16 protein-coding genes are annotated in these 17,157 nt (G+C 68.7%); 10 read left to right on the forward strand and 6 right to left on the reverse strand.

Annotated elements, in window-relative coordinates; all coding sequences use genetic code 11:
- The first annotated feature begins 110 nt into the window (after positions 1-110).
- From ACSFBM_RS10665 to ACSFBM_RS10680, 4 genes are read left to right on the forward strand one after another with little or no spacing between them, the layout of a single operon-like run.
- On the forward strand, positions 111-1,163 hold the full coding sequence (locus ACSFBM_RS10665; RefSeq protein WP_435484300.1) for an inositol monophosphatase family protein: 1,053 nt from the start codon (positions 111-113) through the stop codon (positions 1,161-1,163).
- Positions 1,163-3,406: an FUSC family protein gene (locus tag ACSFBM_RS10670; RefSeq protein ID WP_435484301.1), complete on the forward strand. Its 2,244-nt coding sequence runs from the start codon at positions 1,163-1,165 to the stop codon at positions 3,404-3,406. Before ACSFBM_RS10665 ends, ACSFBM_RS10670 begins: the two co-directional genes overlap by 1 nt.
- Positions 3,406-4,482: a mechanosensitive ion channel family protein gene (locus tag ACSFBM_RS10675; RefSeq protein ID WP_435484302.1), complete on the forward strand. Its 1,077-nt coding sequence runs from the start codon at positions 3,406-3,408 to the stop codon at positions 4,480-4,482. The genes ACSFBM_RS10670 and ACSFBM_RS10675 overlap by 1 nt, the downstream gene beginning before the upstream one ends.
- Positions 4,483-4,510: 28 nt before the next feature.
- Complete coding sequence (locus tag ACSFBM_RS10680) at positions 4,511-4,912, forward strand: YbaN family protein (protein WP_435484303.1); 402 nt, start codon at positions 4,511-4,513, stop codon at positions 4,910-4,912.
- Positions 4,913-5,000: 88 nt separating this feature from the next.
- Here ACSFBM_RS10680 and ACSFBM_RS10685 read toward each other — a convergent pair whose 3' ends face one another.
- Positions 5,001-5,477 carry an Lrp/AsnC family transcriptional regulator gene (locus ACSFBM_RS10685; RefSeq protein ID WP_435484304.1) on the reverse strand — a complete coding sequence of 159 codons (477 nt, stop codon included), beginning with the start codon at positions 5,475-5,477 and terminating at the stop codon, positions 5,001-5,003.
- Positions 5,478-5,583: 106 nt separating this feature from the next.
- On the opposite strand from ACSFBM_RS10685, the gene ACSFBM_RS10690 reads away from it, so the two are divergent.
- A complete protein-coding gene (locus ACSFBM_RS10690) occupies positions 5,584-6,204 on the forward strand; it encodes a LysE/ArgO family amino acid transporter (protein ID WP_435484305.1) in 621 nt (206 codons plus the stop codon).
- Here the strand turns inward: ACSFBM_RS10690 and ACSFBM_RS10695 are convergent.
- The gene (locus tag ACSFBM_RS10695) at positions 6,177-7,424 is read right to left on the reverse strand and encodes a DUF418 domain-containing protein (RefSeq protein WP_435484306.1); all 1,248 of its coding nucleotides are present in this window, start codon (positions 7,422-7,424) and stop codon (positions 6,177-6,179) included. The genes ACSFBM_RS10690 and ACSFBM_RS10695 overlap by 28 nt on opposite strands.
- 127 nt (positions 7,425-7,551) lie before the next feature.
- Between ACSFBM_RS10695 and ACSFBM_RS10700 the strand changes: the two genes are divergently transcribed.
- On the forward strand, positions 7,552-8,316 hold the full coding sequence (locus tag ACSFBM_RS10700; protein WP_435484307.1) for a hypothetical protein: 765 nt from the start codon (positions 7,552-7,554) through the stop codon (positions 8,314-8,316).
- Between the two features lie 25 nt (positions 8,317-8,341).
- Here ACSFBM_RS10700 and ACSFBM_RS10705 read toward each other — a convergent pair whose 3' ends face one another.
- On the reverse strand, positions 8,342-8,869 hold the full coding sequence (locus tag ACSFBM_RS10705) for a LysR substrate-binding domain-containing protein (protein WP_435484308.1): 528 nt from the start codon (positions 8,867-8,869) through the stop codon (positions 8,342-8,344).
- Positions 8,870-8,872: 3 nt separating this feature from the next.
- Positions 8,873-9,280: a LysR family transcriptional regulator gene (locus ACSFBM_RS10710; RefSeq protein WP_435484309.1), complete on the reverse strand. Its 408-nt coding sequence runs from the start codon at positions 9,278-9,280 to the stop codon at positions 8,873-8,875.
- 146 nt (positions 9,281-9,426) lie between these two features.
- Here ACSFBM_RS10710 and ACSFBM_RS10715 point away from each other — a divergent pair, with 146 nt between their 5' ends.
- The 3 genes from ACSFBM_RS10715 to ACSFBM_RS10725 all read left to right on the forward strand — a co-directional run bounded on the left by ACSFBM_RS10715 (position 9,427) and on the right by ACSFBM_RS10725 (position 12,926).
- On the forward strand, positions 9,427-10,440 hold the full coding sequence (locus ACSFBM_RS10715) for a Bug family tripartite tricarboxylate transporter substrate binding protein (RefSeq protein WP_435484310.1): 1,014 nt from the start codon (positions 9,427-9,429) through the stop codon (positions 10,438-10,440).
- A 135-nt stretch (positions 10,441-10,575) separates the two neighbouring features.
- Entirely contained in the window at positions 10,576-11,583 is a 1,008-nt protein-coding gene (locus tag ACSFBM_RS10720; protein ID WP_435436547.1) for a Bug family tripartite tricarboxylate transporter substrate binding protein, read from the forward strand.
- Positions 11,584-11,609: 26 nt separating this feature from the next.
- Complete coding sequence (locus ACSFBM_RS10725) at positions 11,610-12,926, forward strand: sulfatase family protein (RefSeq protein ID WP_435484311.1); 1,317 nt, start codon at positions 11,610-11,612, stop codon at positions 12,924-12,926.
- 86 nt (positions 12,927-13,012) lie between these two features.
- On the opposite strand, the gene ACSFBM_RS10730 is transcribed toward ACSFBM_RS10725, so the two are convergent.
- Both ACSFBM_RS10730 and ACSFBM_RS10735 read right to left on the reverse strand, forming a co-directional pair.
- Entirely contained in the window at positions 13,013-13,879 is an 867-nt protein-coding gene (locus ACSFBM_RS10730; RefSeq protein WP_435484312.1) for a protein NO VEIN domain-containing protein, read from the reverse strand.
- Positions 13,880-13,979: 100 nt separating this feature from the next.
- Positions 13,980-14,726: a hypothetical protein gene (locus tag ACSFBM_RS10735; RefSeq protein WP_435484313.1), complete on the reverse strand. Its 747-nt coding sequence runs from the start codon at positions 14,724-14,726 to the stop codon at positions 13,980-13,982.
- Positions 14,727-14,871: 145 nt separating this feature from the next.
- On the opposite strand from ACSFBM_RS10735, the gene katG reads away from it, so the two are divergent.
- Entirely contained in the window at positions 14,872-17,130 is a 2,259-nt protein-coding gene (gene katG, locus ACSFBM_RS10740; RefSeq protein WP_435484314.1) for a catalase/peroxidase HPI, read from the forward strand.
- Positions 17,131-17,157: the final 27 nt, after the last annotated feature.

The raw sequence follows: 17,157 nt of genomic DNA on the forward strand, positions 1-17,157 counted from the left end.
GGAGACACGAACGGGCGGACCCGGTAAAATCCCCCGATTCTCGCCGCCCGCATCGCCGGGTCGCTTCCAGGGGTTCCCAGAGGCTCCTTTCCTGTTCTTCTCACAATCCAATGTCGTCCCCCAACCTGCATCCCATGCTCAATGTGGCCGTCAAGGCCGCACGCGCCGCCGGCGCGATCATCAACCGCGCCGCCCTCGACGTCGAGGCCGTGCGCATCTCCCAGAAGCAGGTCAACGACTTCGTCACCGAAGTCGATCACGCCAGCGAGAAGGTCATCATCGAGACCTTGCTTGGCGCGTACCCGGGGCACGGCATCCTGGCCGAAGAATCGGGCACCGAGCATGGTGCGCAAGACTCCGACTACGTCTGGATCATCGATCCGCTGGACGGCACCACCAACTTCATCCACGGCTTCCCGGTGTACTGCGTGTCCATCGCGCTGTCGGTGCGCGGCAAGATCGAGCAGGCCGTCATCTACGACCCGAGCCGCAACGACCTGTTCACCGCCACCAAGGGGCGCGGCGCCTACATGAACGACCGGCGCATCCGCGTGTCCAAGCGCGTGAAGCTCAGCGAGTGCCTGATCTCCACCGGCTTCCCGTTCCGCACCGGCGACAACTTCAAGCAGTACCTGGCCATCATGGCCGACATGATGCCCCGCATGGCCGGCCTGCGCCGCCCCGGCGCCGCCGCGCTCGACCTGGCCTACGTGGCCGCCGGCTTCACCGACGGCTTCTTCGAAACCGGCCTCAACCCCTGGGACGTGGCCGCGGGTTCGCTGCTGGTCACCGAGGCCGGCGGCCTGATCGGCAACTTCACGGGCGAGCCCGACTTCATCGAGCAGCGCGAATGCCTGGCCGCCGCACCGCGCATCTACGGCCAGCTGGTGCCGCTGCTCGCCAAGTACTCGAAGTTCGCCAACGTGGACGACAAGCTGCGCGCCAGCGACCGCGTGCGCGCGGTGTCCGCCTCGACCAAGTCGAACCCTGAGGAAGCCTCGGCAGACCTGTACGCCCGCAGCACGGTGGTCGACTTCGCCGATGCGCCGGCCGACGGCGACGCGCCCGCCGCGGCACCCGCCGCACCGCGCAAGCTCACGCGCATCCGCCGCGACGCACCCACCGCCGGTGGCCCCTCCGAGGGCGACGCTTCCGCCAAGTGATGCCGGGGCCCCACGCCGCGCCCCGCCTTCGCGCCGCCCTGCGCATTGCGCTGAGCCACTACGTCGCGAGCGGGCTCACCGTGGCGCTGGGGCTGCTGTTCATCTCGGGCGGCATCCACTTCTGGCTGGGCACGCTCGCGGCCTCGGCCGCCGCTACCGGCGTGATCGTCACCGCGCCGCCCGACCTGCCCGGCCCGCGCCGCGGCAAGTTCCTGCAGATGCTGCCGGCGCCGCTCATCGGGCTGCCGCTGTTCTTTGCGGTGCAGATGCTGCACACCGCGCCCATCCGCCTCGGGCTGCTGCTGGTGCCCGCCACCTTCATGGCCTTCCTGGCCATGGCCTGGGGCAAGCGGGGCATTCCCATCGCCATCGCGGTGATGTTCTCCATGATCTTCTCGATGGCCACGCCCACGCCCACCGGCATGGCCGACGCACTCGAACGCACCTGGCACTTCGGCATGGGCGCCGGCCTGTACGTGATCTGGGCGACGCTGTCGAACCTGCTGCTCAACGGGCGCTTTCGCACCCAGTCGATCGCCGACGTGCTGTATTCGCTGGCCGCGCTGATGCGCACCGAGGCCAGCCAGTTCCTGCCGCAGGACGAAACGCGCGACGTGCGCGACACCCCCGCCCCGCTGCTGGGCCAGCTGCTGCGCGAGCAGGCCGCGCTGGCCGACCAGCTGCAGGCCACGCGCGACATCGTGCTCGAGTCGCCGCGCACGCCGCGCCGCCAGCGGCTGGCTGCCATGCTGGTGATCGTGCTCGAAATGCGCGACCAGTTGCTGGCCAGCGAGCTCGACCTCGACACCCTGCGCGCCCACCCGGCGCATGCCGAGGCGCTCATCCAGATGCGCACCGTGCTCGAGGAGCTGTCCGACGAAACCATCGCGCTGGCCGACGCCCTGCTGATGCGCCGCCACCCCGAGGCCGTGGCCGACCGCCGGCCGCGCCTGGCGGCCATCCAGGTCTCGTCCGACGACAGCAACAGCCAAGGTGGCCACATCGGGCCCACCGCAGCCATGCTCGCGCGCGGGCTGGCCAGCCGCATCGGCCACATCAACGACGAAGTGCTGCGCCTGTCGGCCATGGCGCGCGGCGACGTCGAGCCCAACCTGGCGGTGGTGCGCGCCAACTGGCAGATGTTCGTGAGCCCGACCGACTGGTCGTTTCGCCCCTTCTTCACGCTGTGGCGCTGGGACCAGCCGCCGCTGCGCCACGCCATTCGCGCCGCGCTGGCCATTGCCGCGGGCTACGCCATCGCGGTGTCGATGCCCTGGGGCTCGCACGACTACTGGATCCTGCTGACCATCGTGGTGGTGCTGCGCGGCAGCCTCTCGCAGACGCTGGAGCGCCGCAACGCGCGGGTGGCCGGCACGCTGCTGGGCTGCGTGCTCGCGGTGGGGCTGCTGTCGGCGCATCCGTCGGCGCTGATGCTGCTGGTGTTCGTCACCGTTGCGCAGGCCATTGCGCACAGCTTCGCGGTGCGGCGCTACCTCATCACCGCCGTGGCGGCCACCGTGCTCGGCCTGGTGCAGGCCCACATGCTGAACGTGGGCGTGGCACCCATCTTCGCGCTGTTCGAGCGCATTGCCGACACGCTGATCGGCGCCACGCTGGCCTGGGGCTTCTGCTACGTGCTTCCCTCGTGGGAGCGCACGCAGATTCCGGCGCTGGTGGCGCGCGTGCTCACCGCGCAGGCGCGCCATGCGCGCCTGGCGCTCGGCCTGGGCCAGCTGCAGGCCATCGACAGCAGCCCCGAACTCGAATGGCGCCTCGCGCGCCGCGAGGCCTACGACAGCCTCTCGGCGCTGGTGCAGGCCACGCAGCGTTCGCTGTCCGAACCGCGCGCGGTGCAGCCGCCGCTGGAGCCGCTCGAACACCTGCAGGCCCACAGCTACCAGCTGCTCGCGCAGCTGAGCGCGGTGAAGTCGATGCTCGTGCTGCGGCGCGACCGCCTCACGCCGGACGACATCGTGGGCCCGATCAGCCGCACCTCGCAAAGAATCGAAGCCGCCATCGGAACTCTGCCCACCACCGGGCCCTCTCAACCCGAGAGCGCCGGCTCCACCGCCGTGGGCGGACCGATTCCCCTGCCCGACCCCTTCGACAACGACATCAGCCCCTGGCTGCTGCGCCGGCTCGACCAGGCCACGGCGCTCGCCACGCAGCTGCGCGACGACGCGGCGCGCATTCTTCAACCTCTGAACGAGACAACGGAAACAGCAAAGACGACCACCGCCTGATGACCAAAGAGATACTTGCCCACCCCTGGTTCGGCACATGGGTTGCCGCCCTGATCGCAGTTCCCCTTTCTCTTCTCGCCCACCGCATCGGTGGCATGGTGCTCAGGCGGATCACCCGCCCGGCCCCGACGATCCACACGATGGTGGTCAACTGCAACGCCGCGGCGCGGCTCGTGCTGCCGCTGGTGGCGCTCAACGTGGTGTGGCAGGGCGCGCCCGACGACCTGCGCTTCATCGGCAACGTGCGCCACTTCACCGGGTTGCTGCTCATCGCATCGACCACCTGGCTCGCGGTGAAGGCCATCAGCGGCTTCGCCGACGGCGTGCTCGCGCAGAACCCTTCGGACGTGTCGGACAACCTGCAGGCGCGCCGCGTGCTCACCCAGACCCGCGTGCTGGCACGCACCGCCGCCACGGTGGTGCTGGTGGCCGGCGCCGCGATGATGCTCATGACCTTTCCGGGCGCGCGCCAGGTCGGGGCCAGCCTGCTCGCCTCGGCCGGTGTCATCGGCATCGTGGCCGGCCTGGCGGCCAAGCCCGTGTTCAGCAACCTCATCGCGGGCCTGCAGATTGCGCTGGCCCAGCCGATCCGCATCGACGACGTGCTCGTGGTCGAGGGCGAATGGGGCCGCGTGGAAGAAATCACCGGCACCTTCGTGGTCATCAAGATCTGGGACGAGCGCCGCCTCATCCTGCCGCTGACCTACTTCATCGAGAAGCCGTTCCAGAACTGGACGCGGCATTCGGCGCAACTGCTGGGCGCGGTGTTCATCTACGCCGACTACGGCATGCCGCTCGCGCCGCTGCGCGAAGAGGTGGAGCGCATCGTGAAGGCCGCGCCCGAGTGGGACGGCCGCTTCTTCAACCTGCGCGTGACCGACGCGACCGAACGCACCATGCAGCTCCGCGTGCTGTGCACCGCAGCCACGTCGAGCCTGGCTTTCGACCTGCGCTGCAGCGTGCGCGAAGGGCTGATCGACTTCATGCAGCGCGAGTACCCGCAGTTCCTGCCGAAGATGCGCATCGAGAGCGACGGCCCGCAGGAGCGGGAACAGCCGCGGGCGATGGCCGCCTGAACGGCCTGAACAGCCCGAGCGTGCTGCGTTGAAGCCAGACCCCGAACGAAACTCCCCGCTCACGCGGTTCCTGCTGTACGCCTTTGCCGTGCTGTGCCTGGTGCTGGGCCTCATCGGCGTGGTGCTGCCGGGCATGCCGACGACGGTGTTCATCCTGATGGCCGCCTGGGCCGCCGCGCGCAGCTCGCCGCGCCTGCACGCGTGGCTGCTGAGCCATCGACTGTTCGGCCCGCTGTTGCACAACTGGGAGAACGGCCGCACCGTGAGCCGCCGTGCCAAGTGGAGCGCGACGGTGACCATGGCGGTCTGCGCGGTGATCGTGTCGTTCACCGCGCACCGCGCATGGCTCGCCGTGCTGGCCATCGCGTGCATGGCAACGGTGCTGGCCTGGCTGTGGTCGCGGCCGCTGCCGGCCGTGCCTCCTGCCTGAGCCGAGTCCGTTTCGGGGCTCTTGTCCAGGCGCGCACGCGTGATCGGCGGTGACGTGTCATGGGACGCGCCGGCCGATGCCGCGTTGTCTATGCCGGCTTCGCCGGCCTGAGCTCGGCCATGCCCGCAGGCACCGCCACGGGCCGCGCCGGAATCGGCATCGACATGACGATCGACGTGCGCGTCTCGCCCAGGTGGTTGATGCTGCTCACGAAGGCTTCGAGGTGTTCGATGTCGCGCGCAATCACCTTGAGCACATACGAGTCCTGCCCCGTCACGTGGAAGCACTCCAGCACCTCGGTCTTGCCCTTGAGCAGCTTCAGCAGCCGCGCCTTGTCGGGCTGCGCGGTGGTGATGCCGACCAGCGCCGTCACGGTGTAGCCGACCTTGCGCGGCGGCACCACCGCGCGGTAGCCGTCGAGCACGCCGGCCTCTTCCAGCCGCTTCACGCGCTCGGAGGTCGAAGGCACCGACAGGCCCACCTGCTTCGACAGCGCCGTGAGCGAGGTGCGTGCATCGGCCTGCAGCACGTCGAGGATCTGCCAGTTCTTGCTGTCGATTTCCATGAATTTCAGGCTCGGGTTGACGATGGGCTTCCGATTTCAGGCAAACAAGGCGTTGCGCCTGCGTTTCGCCATTCTCTCCATCGATACGCCCCAAGACAATTCCTGCATGGATCTCGCTCTCTTCCTCAAGGCCCTGGTCATCGGGCTCTCCATCGCCGCCCCGGTCGGCCCGATCGGGCTGCTGTGCATCCAGCGCACGCTGGCGCATGGGCGCGGCATCGGCTTTCTCAGCGGGCTGGGCGCGGCGTTGGCCGACGCGGTCTACGGGGCCATCGGCGCGCTCGGGGTGTCGGCCGTCGTCTCGACCATGGTTGCCGCGCGCGTGCCGCTGGCGCTGGGCGGCGCGGCGTTTCTCGCATGGATGGGCGTGCAGCTGCTTCGCGCGCCGGCCGCGTCCACGGCCAGGGCGGCGCAGGACGCAGCCACGCCGGTGAAGGCAATGCTGTCGATCTTCGTGCTGACGCTGGCCAACCCGATGACGATCCTGTCGTTCATTGCGGTGTTCGCCTCCATCGCTGCCGGCCACGTGGGCAGCGCCGGTGCGGCGGCGACGATGGTGCTGGGCGTGTTCCTGGGCTCCGCGCTGTGGTGGCTCGGCCTGTCGACGGCGGTGGCGTCGGTGCGGCACAAGCTCGGCGATGGCGCCATGCGGTTCATCAACCGGTTGTCGGGCGCGGTCTTGCTGGCCTTTGCGGTCTATCAGCTCTCCACCTTGCTCGCGCGCTGAGCGGGTGACGCCGGCCTTTTCCGCATGGGCGGCAGTTCGAGATTCGTGAACGCCCGCAGCAGCCATTCGACCGGGCCGTAGACGAAGCGGCGCATCCACCAGCGGCTCAGCACCAGCTGGCACCCGAAGATCGCGAAGGCAATGCCGGTGGTGGCGAGCGGGCCGAAGGTGCCGACCCATCGCAGGCCGTAGGCCAGGAAGAGCCACGCGCACACCAGCGACTGCAGCAGGTAGTTCGACAGGGCCATGCGCCCGGCCGGCGCGAGCAGGCCTTCGACGGCATTCCCGCGAGGGCCGAGCATCCACAGCACCAGCCCGCTCGCGTAGGCGGCGGACAGGAACGGCGCGGTCAGCAGGGTCGCGGAAAGGCCGTAGATCTCGCGGATCGAGTTTTCCACGCGCGCCGACGGCCAGGCATAGACGGCGGCGCCCGGCAGGCCGATCGCGAGCCCCCAGACCAGCAGGCGCCGGAACAGGGTGCGGTGCTTCGCGGCATTCACGAACAGCCCGCGCCGGCCCGCGATGAAGCCGGCAAAGAACATGGCCAGCGCCGTCGGCGCCTGAACCAGCACGGTGATCCACCAGATCTGCGTCAGCTCGTGCACGTGCTGCACGATCACCGTGGCGGGCGTGCCGCGGTAGGCCGCCAGCGCCCTGCCCGCCTCGGCGTACGCGCCGCGCATGTCCGTCGACAGGTTGACGAATGCCAGCAGGTAGCCGATGCCGGCCCACAGCAACGACGTGGCCAGCACCAGCCCGATGGCGAAGCACGTCAGCACCACATCGCCGCGCCGCCGCAGCATCAGCAGCACCGCACCGATCACCGCATAGGTGGTGAGGATGTCGCCGTGGTACAGCACCACCGCATGCAGCACGCCGAGCACCCACAGCCCCAGGAGCCGGCGCGCCATGCGCGGCGCGAACGGCGTGCCGATGCGCTGCGCGGCCTGCATCTGCAAGCTGAAGCTGTAGCCGAACAGGAACGAGAACAGCAGGTAGAACTTGGTCTCGAACACGAAGGTGCGCACGAACGACGCGCCACGCTCCACCAGCGACAGGCCCAGCGGGTCGGGCACACCCGCCCCGTAGTAGGTCGACGAGAAGCTGGCGATGTTCACCACCAGGATGCCCAGCAGCGCGAAGCCGCGCAGTGCATCGACGAGCGACTGGCGCCGGGGTGGTTCGGCGGGGGAATCGGGGAAGCTGGGGGTTTGGTTCATGGTCTGTCGGCGCGCGCGCGAAGAACTTGCAAGGTGCCGGATGCCGCCGCGCCGGCAACGCAGGTTACCTGACCGATACTTCGCCCTTTTTCAAAATTCGCCGCACACGCGGCACGGGGAGAGTGCAATGATTTTTGTCTGGTCGGGTCTTGGTTTTCTGGTGGTGCCCATCGTGTTCGTCACTTCCATGGCGGTCTCGATGCTGCTCGAGCGCCTGCTCGGCGCCATCGGGCACAGCGAGTGGCTGATGGTCGCCATTGCACTCGGCATTTTTTCGGGCGCGGCGGCCAACTGGTTCATCGGCCGCAAGCTCAACAGCAAGCCGCCACGCGAGCTGGTCGACGCCAAGACCAACGAGACGGTGCTGCTCTACAAGCGCCACAAGTTCTTCTGGGTGCCGATGCAGTACTGGTCGTTTCCGGTGGCAGTCGTCGGCCTGTTCGTGCTGTTGGCGCAGTCGACCATGGCTGCGCCGGCGGACAGCGGCAAGGCGCTGCCATCGCTGCAGACGCTCATCGAATGCAAGGGCGCTGCCAGCGGCATTCCGGCCTACGCCGACAAGCTGGAAGACGGCTCGCTCGCGGGCTGGAGCAAGAGCGCGGAGCTCAGCGCCTTCATGTCCGACGTGTGGCACCTGCCCCAGCCGATCACGGTGGCGGGCTTCCAGGTGCAGGACGTGCGCTTCGGCAGCCACGAGCTGGGCAACTACTCGGTGCATGCCGTGACCGACAGCACCGACCTCGATGCGGTGGCGCGCCGGCTGGGCCTGCGCGGCGTCGACGGCCGGGGCCTGGCACGCGAGGCCGGCAAGGGCGCATGGATCGTGGCGAGCAAGCTCAAGGGTCGCGTCGAAGTGGGCTGCGAATACCCGAACCCCAGGATCGCCCACTGAGCGTTGCGCGACCCGCAGCGCGGCATCAGGCCTTGCGCTTGCGCACGATGCCGCGGATCTCCTCGATCAGCAACCGCGCGCCCTCGCCGAGCTCACCCGCCTCGCCGGCCTCCAGGGTTCGCCGAACGGTGAGCCCCACCGGCCCTTCGGTGCTGGCGGTGTCGAGGGCCACGCGCTTGAGCTCGCCGCGCGCGAGCAGCCCTTCCACCGCGCCCTGCGGTGCGAACCACACCGCCTCCGAACGCTGCAGCGGGCCGACCGCGAAGCTGGTGTCGGTCGCCTCCACCAACTGGTTCGGCAATGCCATGCCTTGCGCGATGAGGAAGGCGTCCGCCGTGTGCCGGATCAGCGTGCCCGACACCGGCAGCACCAGCGGATAGGCCGCCAACGCATCGAGCGTCGGCTTGCGCCGCGACGCCAGCGGATGCCCGGGCCGCACCACCAGCCGCAGCGGCTCGCTGTAGAGGTGCTCGAACGCCAGGTCGGCCATGGCCGAAGCCTGCGCGAGCCGGCCCAGCACCAGGTCGATCTCGCCCTGGCGCAGCTGCGTCATGAGCTACGCATTGGTGCCGCTCACCACGCGCACGCGCACCGCCGGGTGCATTGCGTGCAGCTGCGCCACGGCTTGCGGCAACAGCTCGCCCGCCATGTTGGGCAGCGCGCCGACGGCCACGCGCAGCTGGTCGGCCTCGGGCTGGTCCATGGCCAGGCCCAGGCCTTCGCGCAGCCCGCGCAACGCCGAGACGGCATGCCGCACCAGCACCTCGGCGGCCGGCGTGAGTTCCACCCCGCGGCGGCGGCGCAGCAGCAACTGCCGCCCGACGATTTCCTCCAGCTCCGCCACGGTCTTGGACACCGCCGGCTGCGTGAGCGACAGCGCCCGGGCCGCACGCACCAGGTTGCGCTCCTGCGCCACCATCACCAGGCACTGCAGATGGCGCATCTTCAAGCGTGCAAAGTTCATGGCTGACACGGTGTTTCCTTCGGGGGCGGCATCGTTCAAATATAACGACAGGGAATAGCTGGCGGATGAGCTTTCAGTTGTGAAGCGAAAGCCGCCCTTCTAGAGTTGCGTTCGGTCCAGAGCCACAGAAAGACAAAGAGAGACACATGACCCACCGTTTGCAGAACGCTTCCGGCGGCGCGCGCCGCCGCCTCGCCAGTGCGGCCCTTGCGGCCCTCGCGGCCTGCGCCGCGCTGTCCCTTGGCAACGCCGCCGTCGCGGCCGATGCGCCCTACCCCACCAAGGCGGTGAAGTTCCTCACCAACTTTCCCGCGGGCGGCCCCATCGACATCCTGGCCCGCGCGCTGGCCGACGCGCTGCAAAAGGACCTGAAGCAGCCCTTCATCGTCGACAACCGCCCCGGCGCGGGCGGCAACATCGGCGCCGACCTGGTCGCCAAGAGCCCGGCCGACGGCTACACGGTGCTGCTGGGCATCGACAGCACCTTCACCATCAACCCGCACCTGTATGCGGCCATGCCCTTCGCCGCGAAGGACCTGAAGCCGCTGATGATCTTCAGCTCCTCGGGCCTGAGCTTCGGCGTGGGCTCCGGCGTGAAGGCGAAGACGCTGCCCGAGTTCATCGCCCAGGCCAAGGCCGAGCCCGCCACCTTCAGCTCGGCCGGCAACGGCAGCCCGGGGCACATTGCGGCGGAGATCTTCGCCACCGAGACGGGCGCGAAGATCACGCACGTGCCCTACAAGGGCAACGCGCCGGCCGTGCTGGCGCTCATGGGCAACGAGGTGCAGGCCGGCATCCTGGCCACGCCGGGCCTGCTGCCCCAGGTGCAGTCGGGCAAGCTGCGCGCCCTGGCCGTCACCGGCAGGCAGCGCTCGCCGCTGCTGCCGCAGGTGCCCACCGTGGGCGAACTGGGCCTGAAAGACCTGGAGTTCGAGGTGCTCTACATCGCCATGGTGCCCGCGGCCACGCCCGAGCCGGTGATGCAGACACTGCGCCAGTCGCTGCACAAGGCCATGGCCCTGCCCGAGCTCAAGTCGCGCCTCGCCTCGCTCGACATGGTGGCGCTCGGCGAAACCGGCAACGCCGCCAGCGAGCACCTGGCCGCGAACCAGGCGCGCTACGGGCGCATCGTGAAAGCAACAGGCATGAAGGTCGATTGACACCTTCGGGTTAACACGGGCGATGGTTGATTTGAACAATCAGACGCCGCGTCTTCAGAATCGTCCGCAACCGCGGACCTCGCGGCCACACTCACCGGCCACCGCCCGAACGACGAAGACCAGGACCTGCCCATCATGCTGACCAATTCGCCCTCCTCCCTGTCCACCCCGCGCGTGACGCGCCGCCTGGTCGGTCTGCTGGCCATCGCCGCCGCCACGGCGGCCTTCGCCACCGGCGCAGCCGCCCAGGCCAAGCTCGAGACCCCGCTGCACCTCGTGGTCGGCTACGCCCCGGGCGGCGCCACCGACCGCGTGGCGCGCATCGTGGGCGACAAGCTCTCGGCCAAGCTGGGCGTGCCGGTGGTCGTCGACAACAAGCCCGGCGCGGGCGGGCGCCTGGCGGCGCAGCAGGTGAAGATCACGCCCGCCAACCAGAACGTGCTGATGCTGGCCAACCCCGCCGTGATGGTGGTCGCGCCGCTGGTCTTCAAGGACAACAACTACGACGCCGAGCGCGACTTCGTGCCCGTGTCGCACGTCAACGACTACGACTTCGCGCTGGCCGTGTCGCCCACCTTGCCCGTGCGCGAACTGAGCCACCTGCTCGCCTGGATGCGCGCCAACCCCGCGCAGGCCAACGTGGGCGTGCCCGCCACCGGCAGCCTGCCGCACTTCTTCGGCCTGATGGTGGGCGAAAAAGCCAAGGTGCAGACGCAGGTGATCGGCTATCGCGGCTCCGCCCCGCTGCTGAACGACCTGATCGGCGGCCAGGTGCCCATTGCGGTGGACACCGAAGACGTGGTGCTGCCGCAGCATGCGGCAGGCAAGCTGCGCATCCTGGCGCTGTCGGGTGCCAAGCGCTCGCCGTTCGCGCCGAACATTCCCACCTTCAAGGAAGCCGGCCTCGATCTGTCCGCCACCGGCTGGAACACCTTCTTCGCGCCGACCAGCATGCCCAAGGCCAAGGTCGAGCAGCTGGCCACGGCCATCCGTGAAGTCATGCAGGACGCGGACACGCAACGCAAGTTCAAGGACTCCGGCATGACGCCGGTGGTCAGCACCCAGGCGCAGACCGCCGCGATGCTCAAGGCCTACAAGACGCAGTGGGCGCCCGTGGTGCAGAAGTCCGGCTACCAGCCCTGAGCCCCCACAACATCCACAGCAGAGACATGACCCGACCCAACATCATCTTCATCGTTGCCGACGACCTCGGCTACGCCGACCTGGGCTGCTACGGCGGGCGCGACGCCGCGTTCGGCCCCGTGTCGCCCGTGCTCGACGGCCTGGCGGCCAACGGGCTGAAGCTCACGCAGGGCTACGCGAACTCGCCCGTGTGCTCGCCCACGCGCTTCGGCATGATCACCGCGCGCTACCAGTACCGCCTGCGCGGTGCGGCCGAGGAGCCCATCAACAGCAAGAGCCGCGGCAGCACCACGCTGGGCCTGCCGACCGACCACCCCACGCTGCCGTCGCTGCTGAAGGCCAGCGGCTACCAGACCGCGCTCATCGGCAAATGGCACCTGGGCTACCCGCCCACCTTCGGGCCGCTGCGCTCGGGCTACGACGAGTTCTTCGGGCCCATGTCGGGCGGCGTCGACTACTTCACCCACTGCGATTCCACCGGCCGCCACGACCTGTGGTTCGGCGAGGAAGACAAGAAGGAAGACGGCTACCTCACCGACATCCTTTCGAAGCGCGCGGTCGACTACGTCGAGCGCATGGCCGCGCAAGATGCGCCGTTCTTTTTGAGCCTGCACTACACCGCACCGCACTGGCCGTGGGAGACGCGCGACGACGCCGAGAAGGCGCCGACCATCAAGGACAACCTGTTCGACCTGGCCGGCGGCAACATCCACGTGTACCGCCGCATGATCCATCACATGGACGAAGGCATCGGCTGGATCATGGCCGCGCTGGAAAAGCACGGCATGGCGGAAAACACGCTGGTGGTGTTCACCAGCGACAACGGCGGGGAACGCTTCTCGGACAACTGGCCGCTGGTGGGCGGCAAGATGGACCTGACCGAAGGCGGCATCCGCGTGCCATGGATCGCGCACTGGCCCGCCGTGATCGGCAAGGGCGGCGAAAGCACGCAGCTGTGCATGACGATGGACTGGTCCGCAACGATGCTCGACGCGGCCGGCGTGTCGGCCGATCCGGCCTATCCGCTGGACGGCGTGTCGTTGATGCCTGTGCTCAAGGACGCGACGAAGAGCTTCCGCCGGCCGCTGCACTGGCGCATGAACCACCGGGGGCAGGAAGCCCTGCGCGATGGGGACTGGAAGTACCTGAAGGTGGACGGGAACGAATACCTGTTCAACATTCCATCCGACGAGCGGGAGCGGGCGAACCTGGCCAAGAAGGAGCCTGAGAGGCTCGCCGCGATGCGGGCAGATTGGGCAGCCTGGAATGCGACGATGCCTGCAATTCCGGAGGACGCAACGGTAAGCCTGGGGTATTCGGTGAAGGATATGCCGCAGCGGTGAGGCGGCACTCCCTCCAGAGTCACTCGACACAAGCAACATCGCCCCGCAATACGGGGCGATGTTGCTCTATCGAAGGCTGAAGACCTTCAACCCAGCGGGTCGTACCCCGGCGCCGAGCTGATCTCGGAGGCCTTGAAGATCTTGTGCTGCGCCGTCGGGCCGATGGCGTCCAGCACCACGATCAGGCGCCACAGCGGCTCGCGGGCCAGGCTGGTGCGCTCTTCGGCCGTGAGCTGGAAGCTCGACACGCCCGAGCCGGTGCCCTTCACCGCGACCCTGAGGAGCGTTGCGCCCTTGGAGTTCGACACTTCGAGGTCGTAGCCGAGGTTCTGCTCGCTCACGTTCTCGGCCTTGTAGCCGTAGCCCTTGAAATGGCGCGTGACAAAAGCGAGCGCGGCAGCCAGGATTTCTTCCTGCGAGGCCTGGCTGGCGACCACGGGGGCCAGCACTTCCGGCTCCGGCACATTGCTGCGCGCCTTGGCGGTCTTGATTTCTTCGTCGGTCGGAACCCAGCCGCGCGGGCCGCGCACGAGCACGGCCAGCTTGTCGTCGAGTTCCCAGCTGGCCACGTGCCATTCGTCGTCGTCGCGCACGCGCGTGGACACCTTGGCGTCCTTGTTGCTCTCGAGCTCGACGATGGCGATGCGGTTGGTCTGCACCACGGCGCGAAAGCCGGTGCCTGCGTCCCAGGTGCGCTTGAGCAACGACAGGCGGTCCTTGGCGCGCTGGACCTGATGGGCGCTGCGTGCGCCGCCGTCGGCACGGCGCTGCACGTCGAGCGGCTCGAGGCAGAACCAGCGTCCGCCGGCGCCCACGCTCACCCACTCGGCCCAGATGGTGGCGATGACGTTGTCGCCCGTGGCGAGCCAGGCGTGGTCGAACGGCTTTTCGCGGGCGTCGAACACACCCATCTTGGCAACGATTTCGACGGGGGTGAGCCGTGGTCCGGACAATCGCTTTTCATTGATGACAGCGAGTACCTGGGGATCGACTTCGTTTTCCATTCAGCGGGCTTCTGGCTAGTTGTTGGGGGGCTGGGGAGTATGACATCCGTCAGTCGGCACGGCGCCACACGCCGGATTCGGGGCACACGACGGCCCGGGCGCCGTCCAGCCAGACCTGCTCCTCGGCCAGTTGCAGCGCGGTGGCGGGGTCGGTGTCGAAAGTGACCCGGAGTGCGCGGCCCACGGGGCCGTCTTCCAGGGGAAGCTCCCAGGTCAGGAATACCAGGGTGCAATCGTGGTCGGGCGCGAAATCGGCCGCATCGAAGCCGCCGGTGCCGCGCCGGATCACGGCATGGGGCTGGCCGGTGTCGAACACCACGGCGGTGCCCCGGGTCAGGGGAATGCGAACGCCCGCACCGGGGAAATGCAGGTCGAGGCCCTTGTCCTCGCTCAGGAAGAGATTGCAGAAGGCCGCGCCGCCGTATTGCTCGCCGTCGTGGTGATAGCGCGCGCCGCGGCAGGCCATGAGGGCGACGTCGCTGGCGGCCAGCACCTCGGGCAGGCCCAGCGCGCGCGTCCAGTCGGCCGCGGCCTGCACGCAATGCCTGTAATCCGGCCAGCGCATGCGCGCCCTGGCCAGCGGCAGCGTCTCGACGTCGCCGGGATCCAGGGCCAGCGTCGATGCGATGTCCCGCTCCCAATCCGCCACCAGGCGCGCGGGCGGCTCGGGCACATCGAGCGTGCCCGACAGCACGACATGGCTCACGCCCCGGCTGCGCAGGGCGTCGCCGCTCCAGAAATAGGACGTGGGCCGTGGCGGCGTGGGCTGCGGGGTGTCGAAGTCGTTCGTTCGCATTCGTGGATGCACCGGGAAACAAGTCTTCCTTTTTACAGCCAGACGGCCGGCCCGCTATCACCGGAATTAAATGGTTCTATTCGCCCCACCGCGGCATCTGTCAGAGAATTTGCCGGTCCCCACAGCACAAACCAGGAGATCCTCCATGAGCAATGAAAAGACCGAAGCGAAGTGCCCATTCAGCCAGGCCGCAGGCGCCGGCACCACCAACCGCGATTGGTGGCCCCAGCAACTGCGCGTGGACCTGCTGCACCAGCACTCGTCCAAGTCCGACCCGATGGGCAGCGGCTTCGACTACGCCACGGAGTTCAAGAGCCTCGACCTGGCCGCCGTGAAAAAGGACCTGGCCGCGCTGATGACCGACTCGCAGGACTGGTGGCCGGCCGACTTCGGTCACTACGGCCCGCTGTTCATCCGCATGGCCTGGCACAGCGCCGGCACCTACCGCATCGGCGACGGCCGCGGCGGCGCCGGTCGTGGGCAGCAGCGCTTTGCGCCGCTCAACAGCTGGCCCGACAACGTGAGCCTGGACAAGGCGCGCCGCCTGCTCTGGCCGATCAAGCAGAAGTACGGCAAGAAGATCTCGTGGGCCGACCTGATGATCCTCACGGGCAACGTCGCGCTCGAGACCATGGGCTTCAAGACCTTCGGCTTCGCCGGCGGCCGCGCGGACGTGTGGGAACCCGACCAGGACGTGTACTGGGGCCGCGAGAAGACCTGGCTCGGCGGCGACGTGCGCTACGCACAAGGCTCGCCCGGCGTCGACAAGGACCGCGGCGTGCTCGTGAAGGACGACGACAGCAAGGTGCCGCACACGCGTGACCTCGAGAACCCTTTGGCTGCCGTGCAGATGGGCCTGATCTACGTGAACCCCGAAGGACCGGACGGCAACCCCGACCCGCTGGCCGCGGCGCGCGACATCCGCGACACCTTCGCACGCATGGCCATGGACGACGAGGAAACCGTGGCGCTCATCGCCGGCGGCCACACCTTCGGCAAGACCCACGGCGCGGCCGAGGCGTCCAACGTGGCGCACGAACCCGAGGCGGCCGGCATCGAAGCCCAGGGCTTCGGCTGGAAGAACAGCTTCGGCACCGGCAAGGGCGGCGACACCATCACCAGCGGCCTGGAAGTGACCTGGACCACCACGCCCACGAAGTGGAGCAACAACTTCTTCGAGAACCTGTTCGGCTTCGAATGGGAGCTGACCAAGAGCCCCGCGGGCGCCCACCAGTGGGTGGCCAAGGGCGGCGCCGGTGCCGGCACCATTCCGGACGCGCACGACCCCTCCAAGCACCACGCGCCGACCATGCTCACGACCGACCTGTCGCTGCGCATCGACGCGGCCTACGAAAAGATTTCGCGCCGGTTCCTCGAGAACCCCGACCAGTTCGCGGACGCCTTCGCCCGCGCCTGGTTCAAGCTGACGCACCGCGACATGGGACCGCGCGTGCGCTACCTCGGCCCCGAAGTGCCGGCCGAAGAACTGATCTGGCAAGACCCGATTCCCGCGGTCGACCATGCACTGGTCGATGCGCAGGACGTCGCGGCGCTGGGCCAGAAGGTGCTGGCGTCGGGCCTCACGCCGGCGCAGCTGGTCTCGACCGCATGGGCTTCGGCATCGACCTTCCGCGGCTCCGACAAGCGCGGCGGCGCCAACGGTGCGCGCATCCGCCTGGCACCGCAGAAGGACTGGGCCGTGAACGAGCCGGCGCAGCTGGTCAAGGTGCTGCAGGTGCTGGAAGGCATTCGCAGCGAGTTCAACGGCGCCCAGACGGGCGGCAAGCAGATCTCCCTGGCCGACCTGATCGTGCTGGCCGGTGGCGCCGGTGTGGAGCAGGCCGCGCGCAACGCGGGCCGCGAGGTCAAGGTCCCGTTCACGCCGGGCCGTGCGGACGCCTCGCAAGCGCAGACCGACGTGGCCTCCTTCGCGCCGCTGGAACCCGCCGCGGACGGCTTTCGCAACTACACGAAGGCGCGCTTCAGCGTGCCGGCCGAAGTGCTGCTGGTCGACCGGGCACAACTGCTCACGCTCACGGCGCCTGAAATGACGGTGCTGGTCGGCGGCCTGCGCGTGCTCGATGCCAATGTCGGCCAGAGCAAGCACGGCGTGTTCACCGGCAAGCCGGGCACGCTGAGCAACGACTTCTTCGTGAACCTGCTCGACATGGGCACGGAGTGGAAGCCGGCCTCGGGCGGCAACGAGCAGTACGAAGGGCGCGACCGCAGGTCGGGCGAACTCAAGTGGACCGGCACGCGCGCCGACCTGGTCTTCGGCTCGAACGCGCAGCTGCGCGCCATCGCCGAGATCTACGGCAGCGCTGATTCGCAGGACAAGTTCGTTGCCGACTTCGTGGCGGCTTGGACCAAGGTGATGAACCTCGACCGGTTCGACATCGCCTGACCCCGCAGCGCCGGCCGCACCGCTTCG

This window comes from Variovorax pasteuri, from assembly GCF_051216435.1.
GTDB lineage: Bacteria > Pseudomonadota > Gammaproteobacteria > Burkholderiales > Burkholderiaceae_C > Variovorax.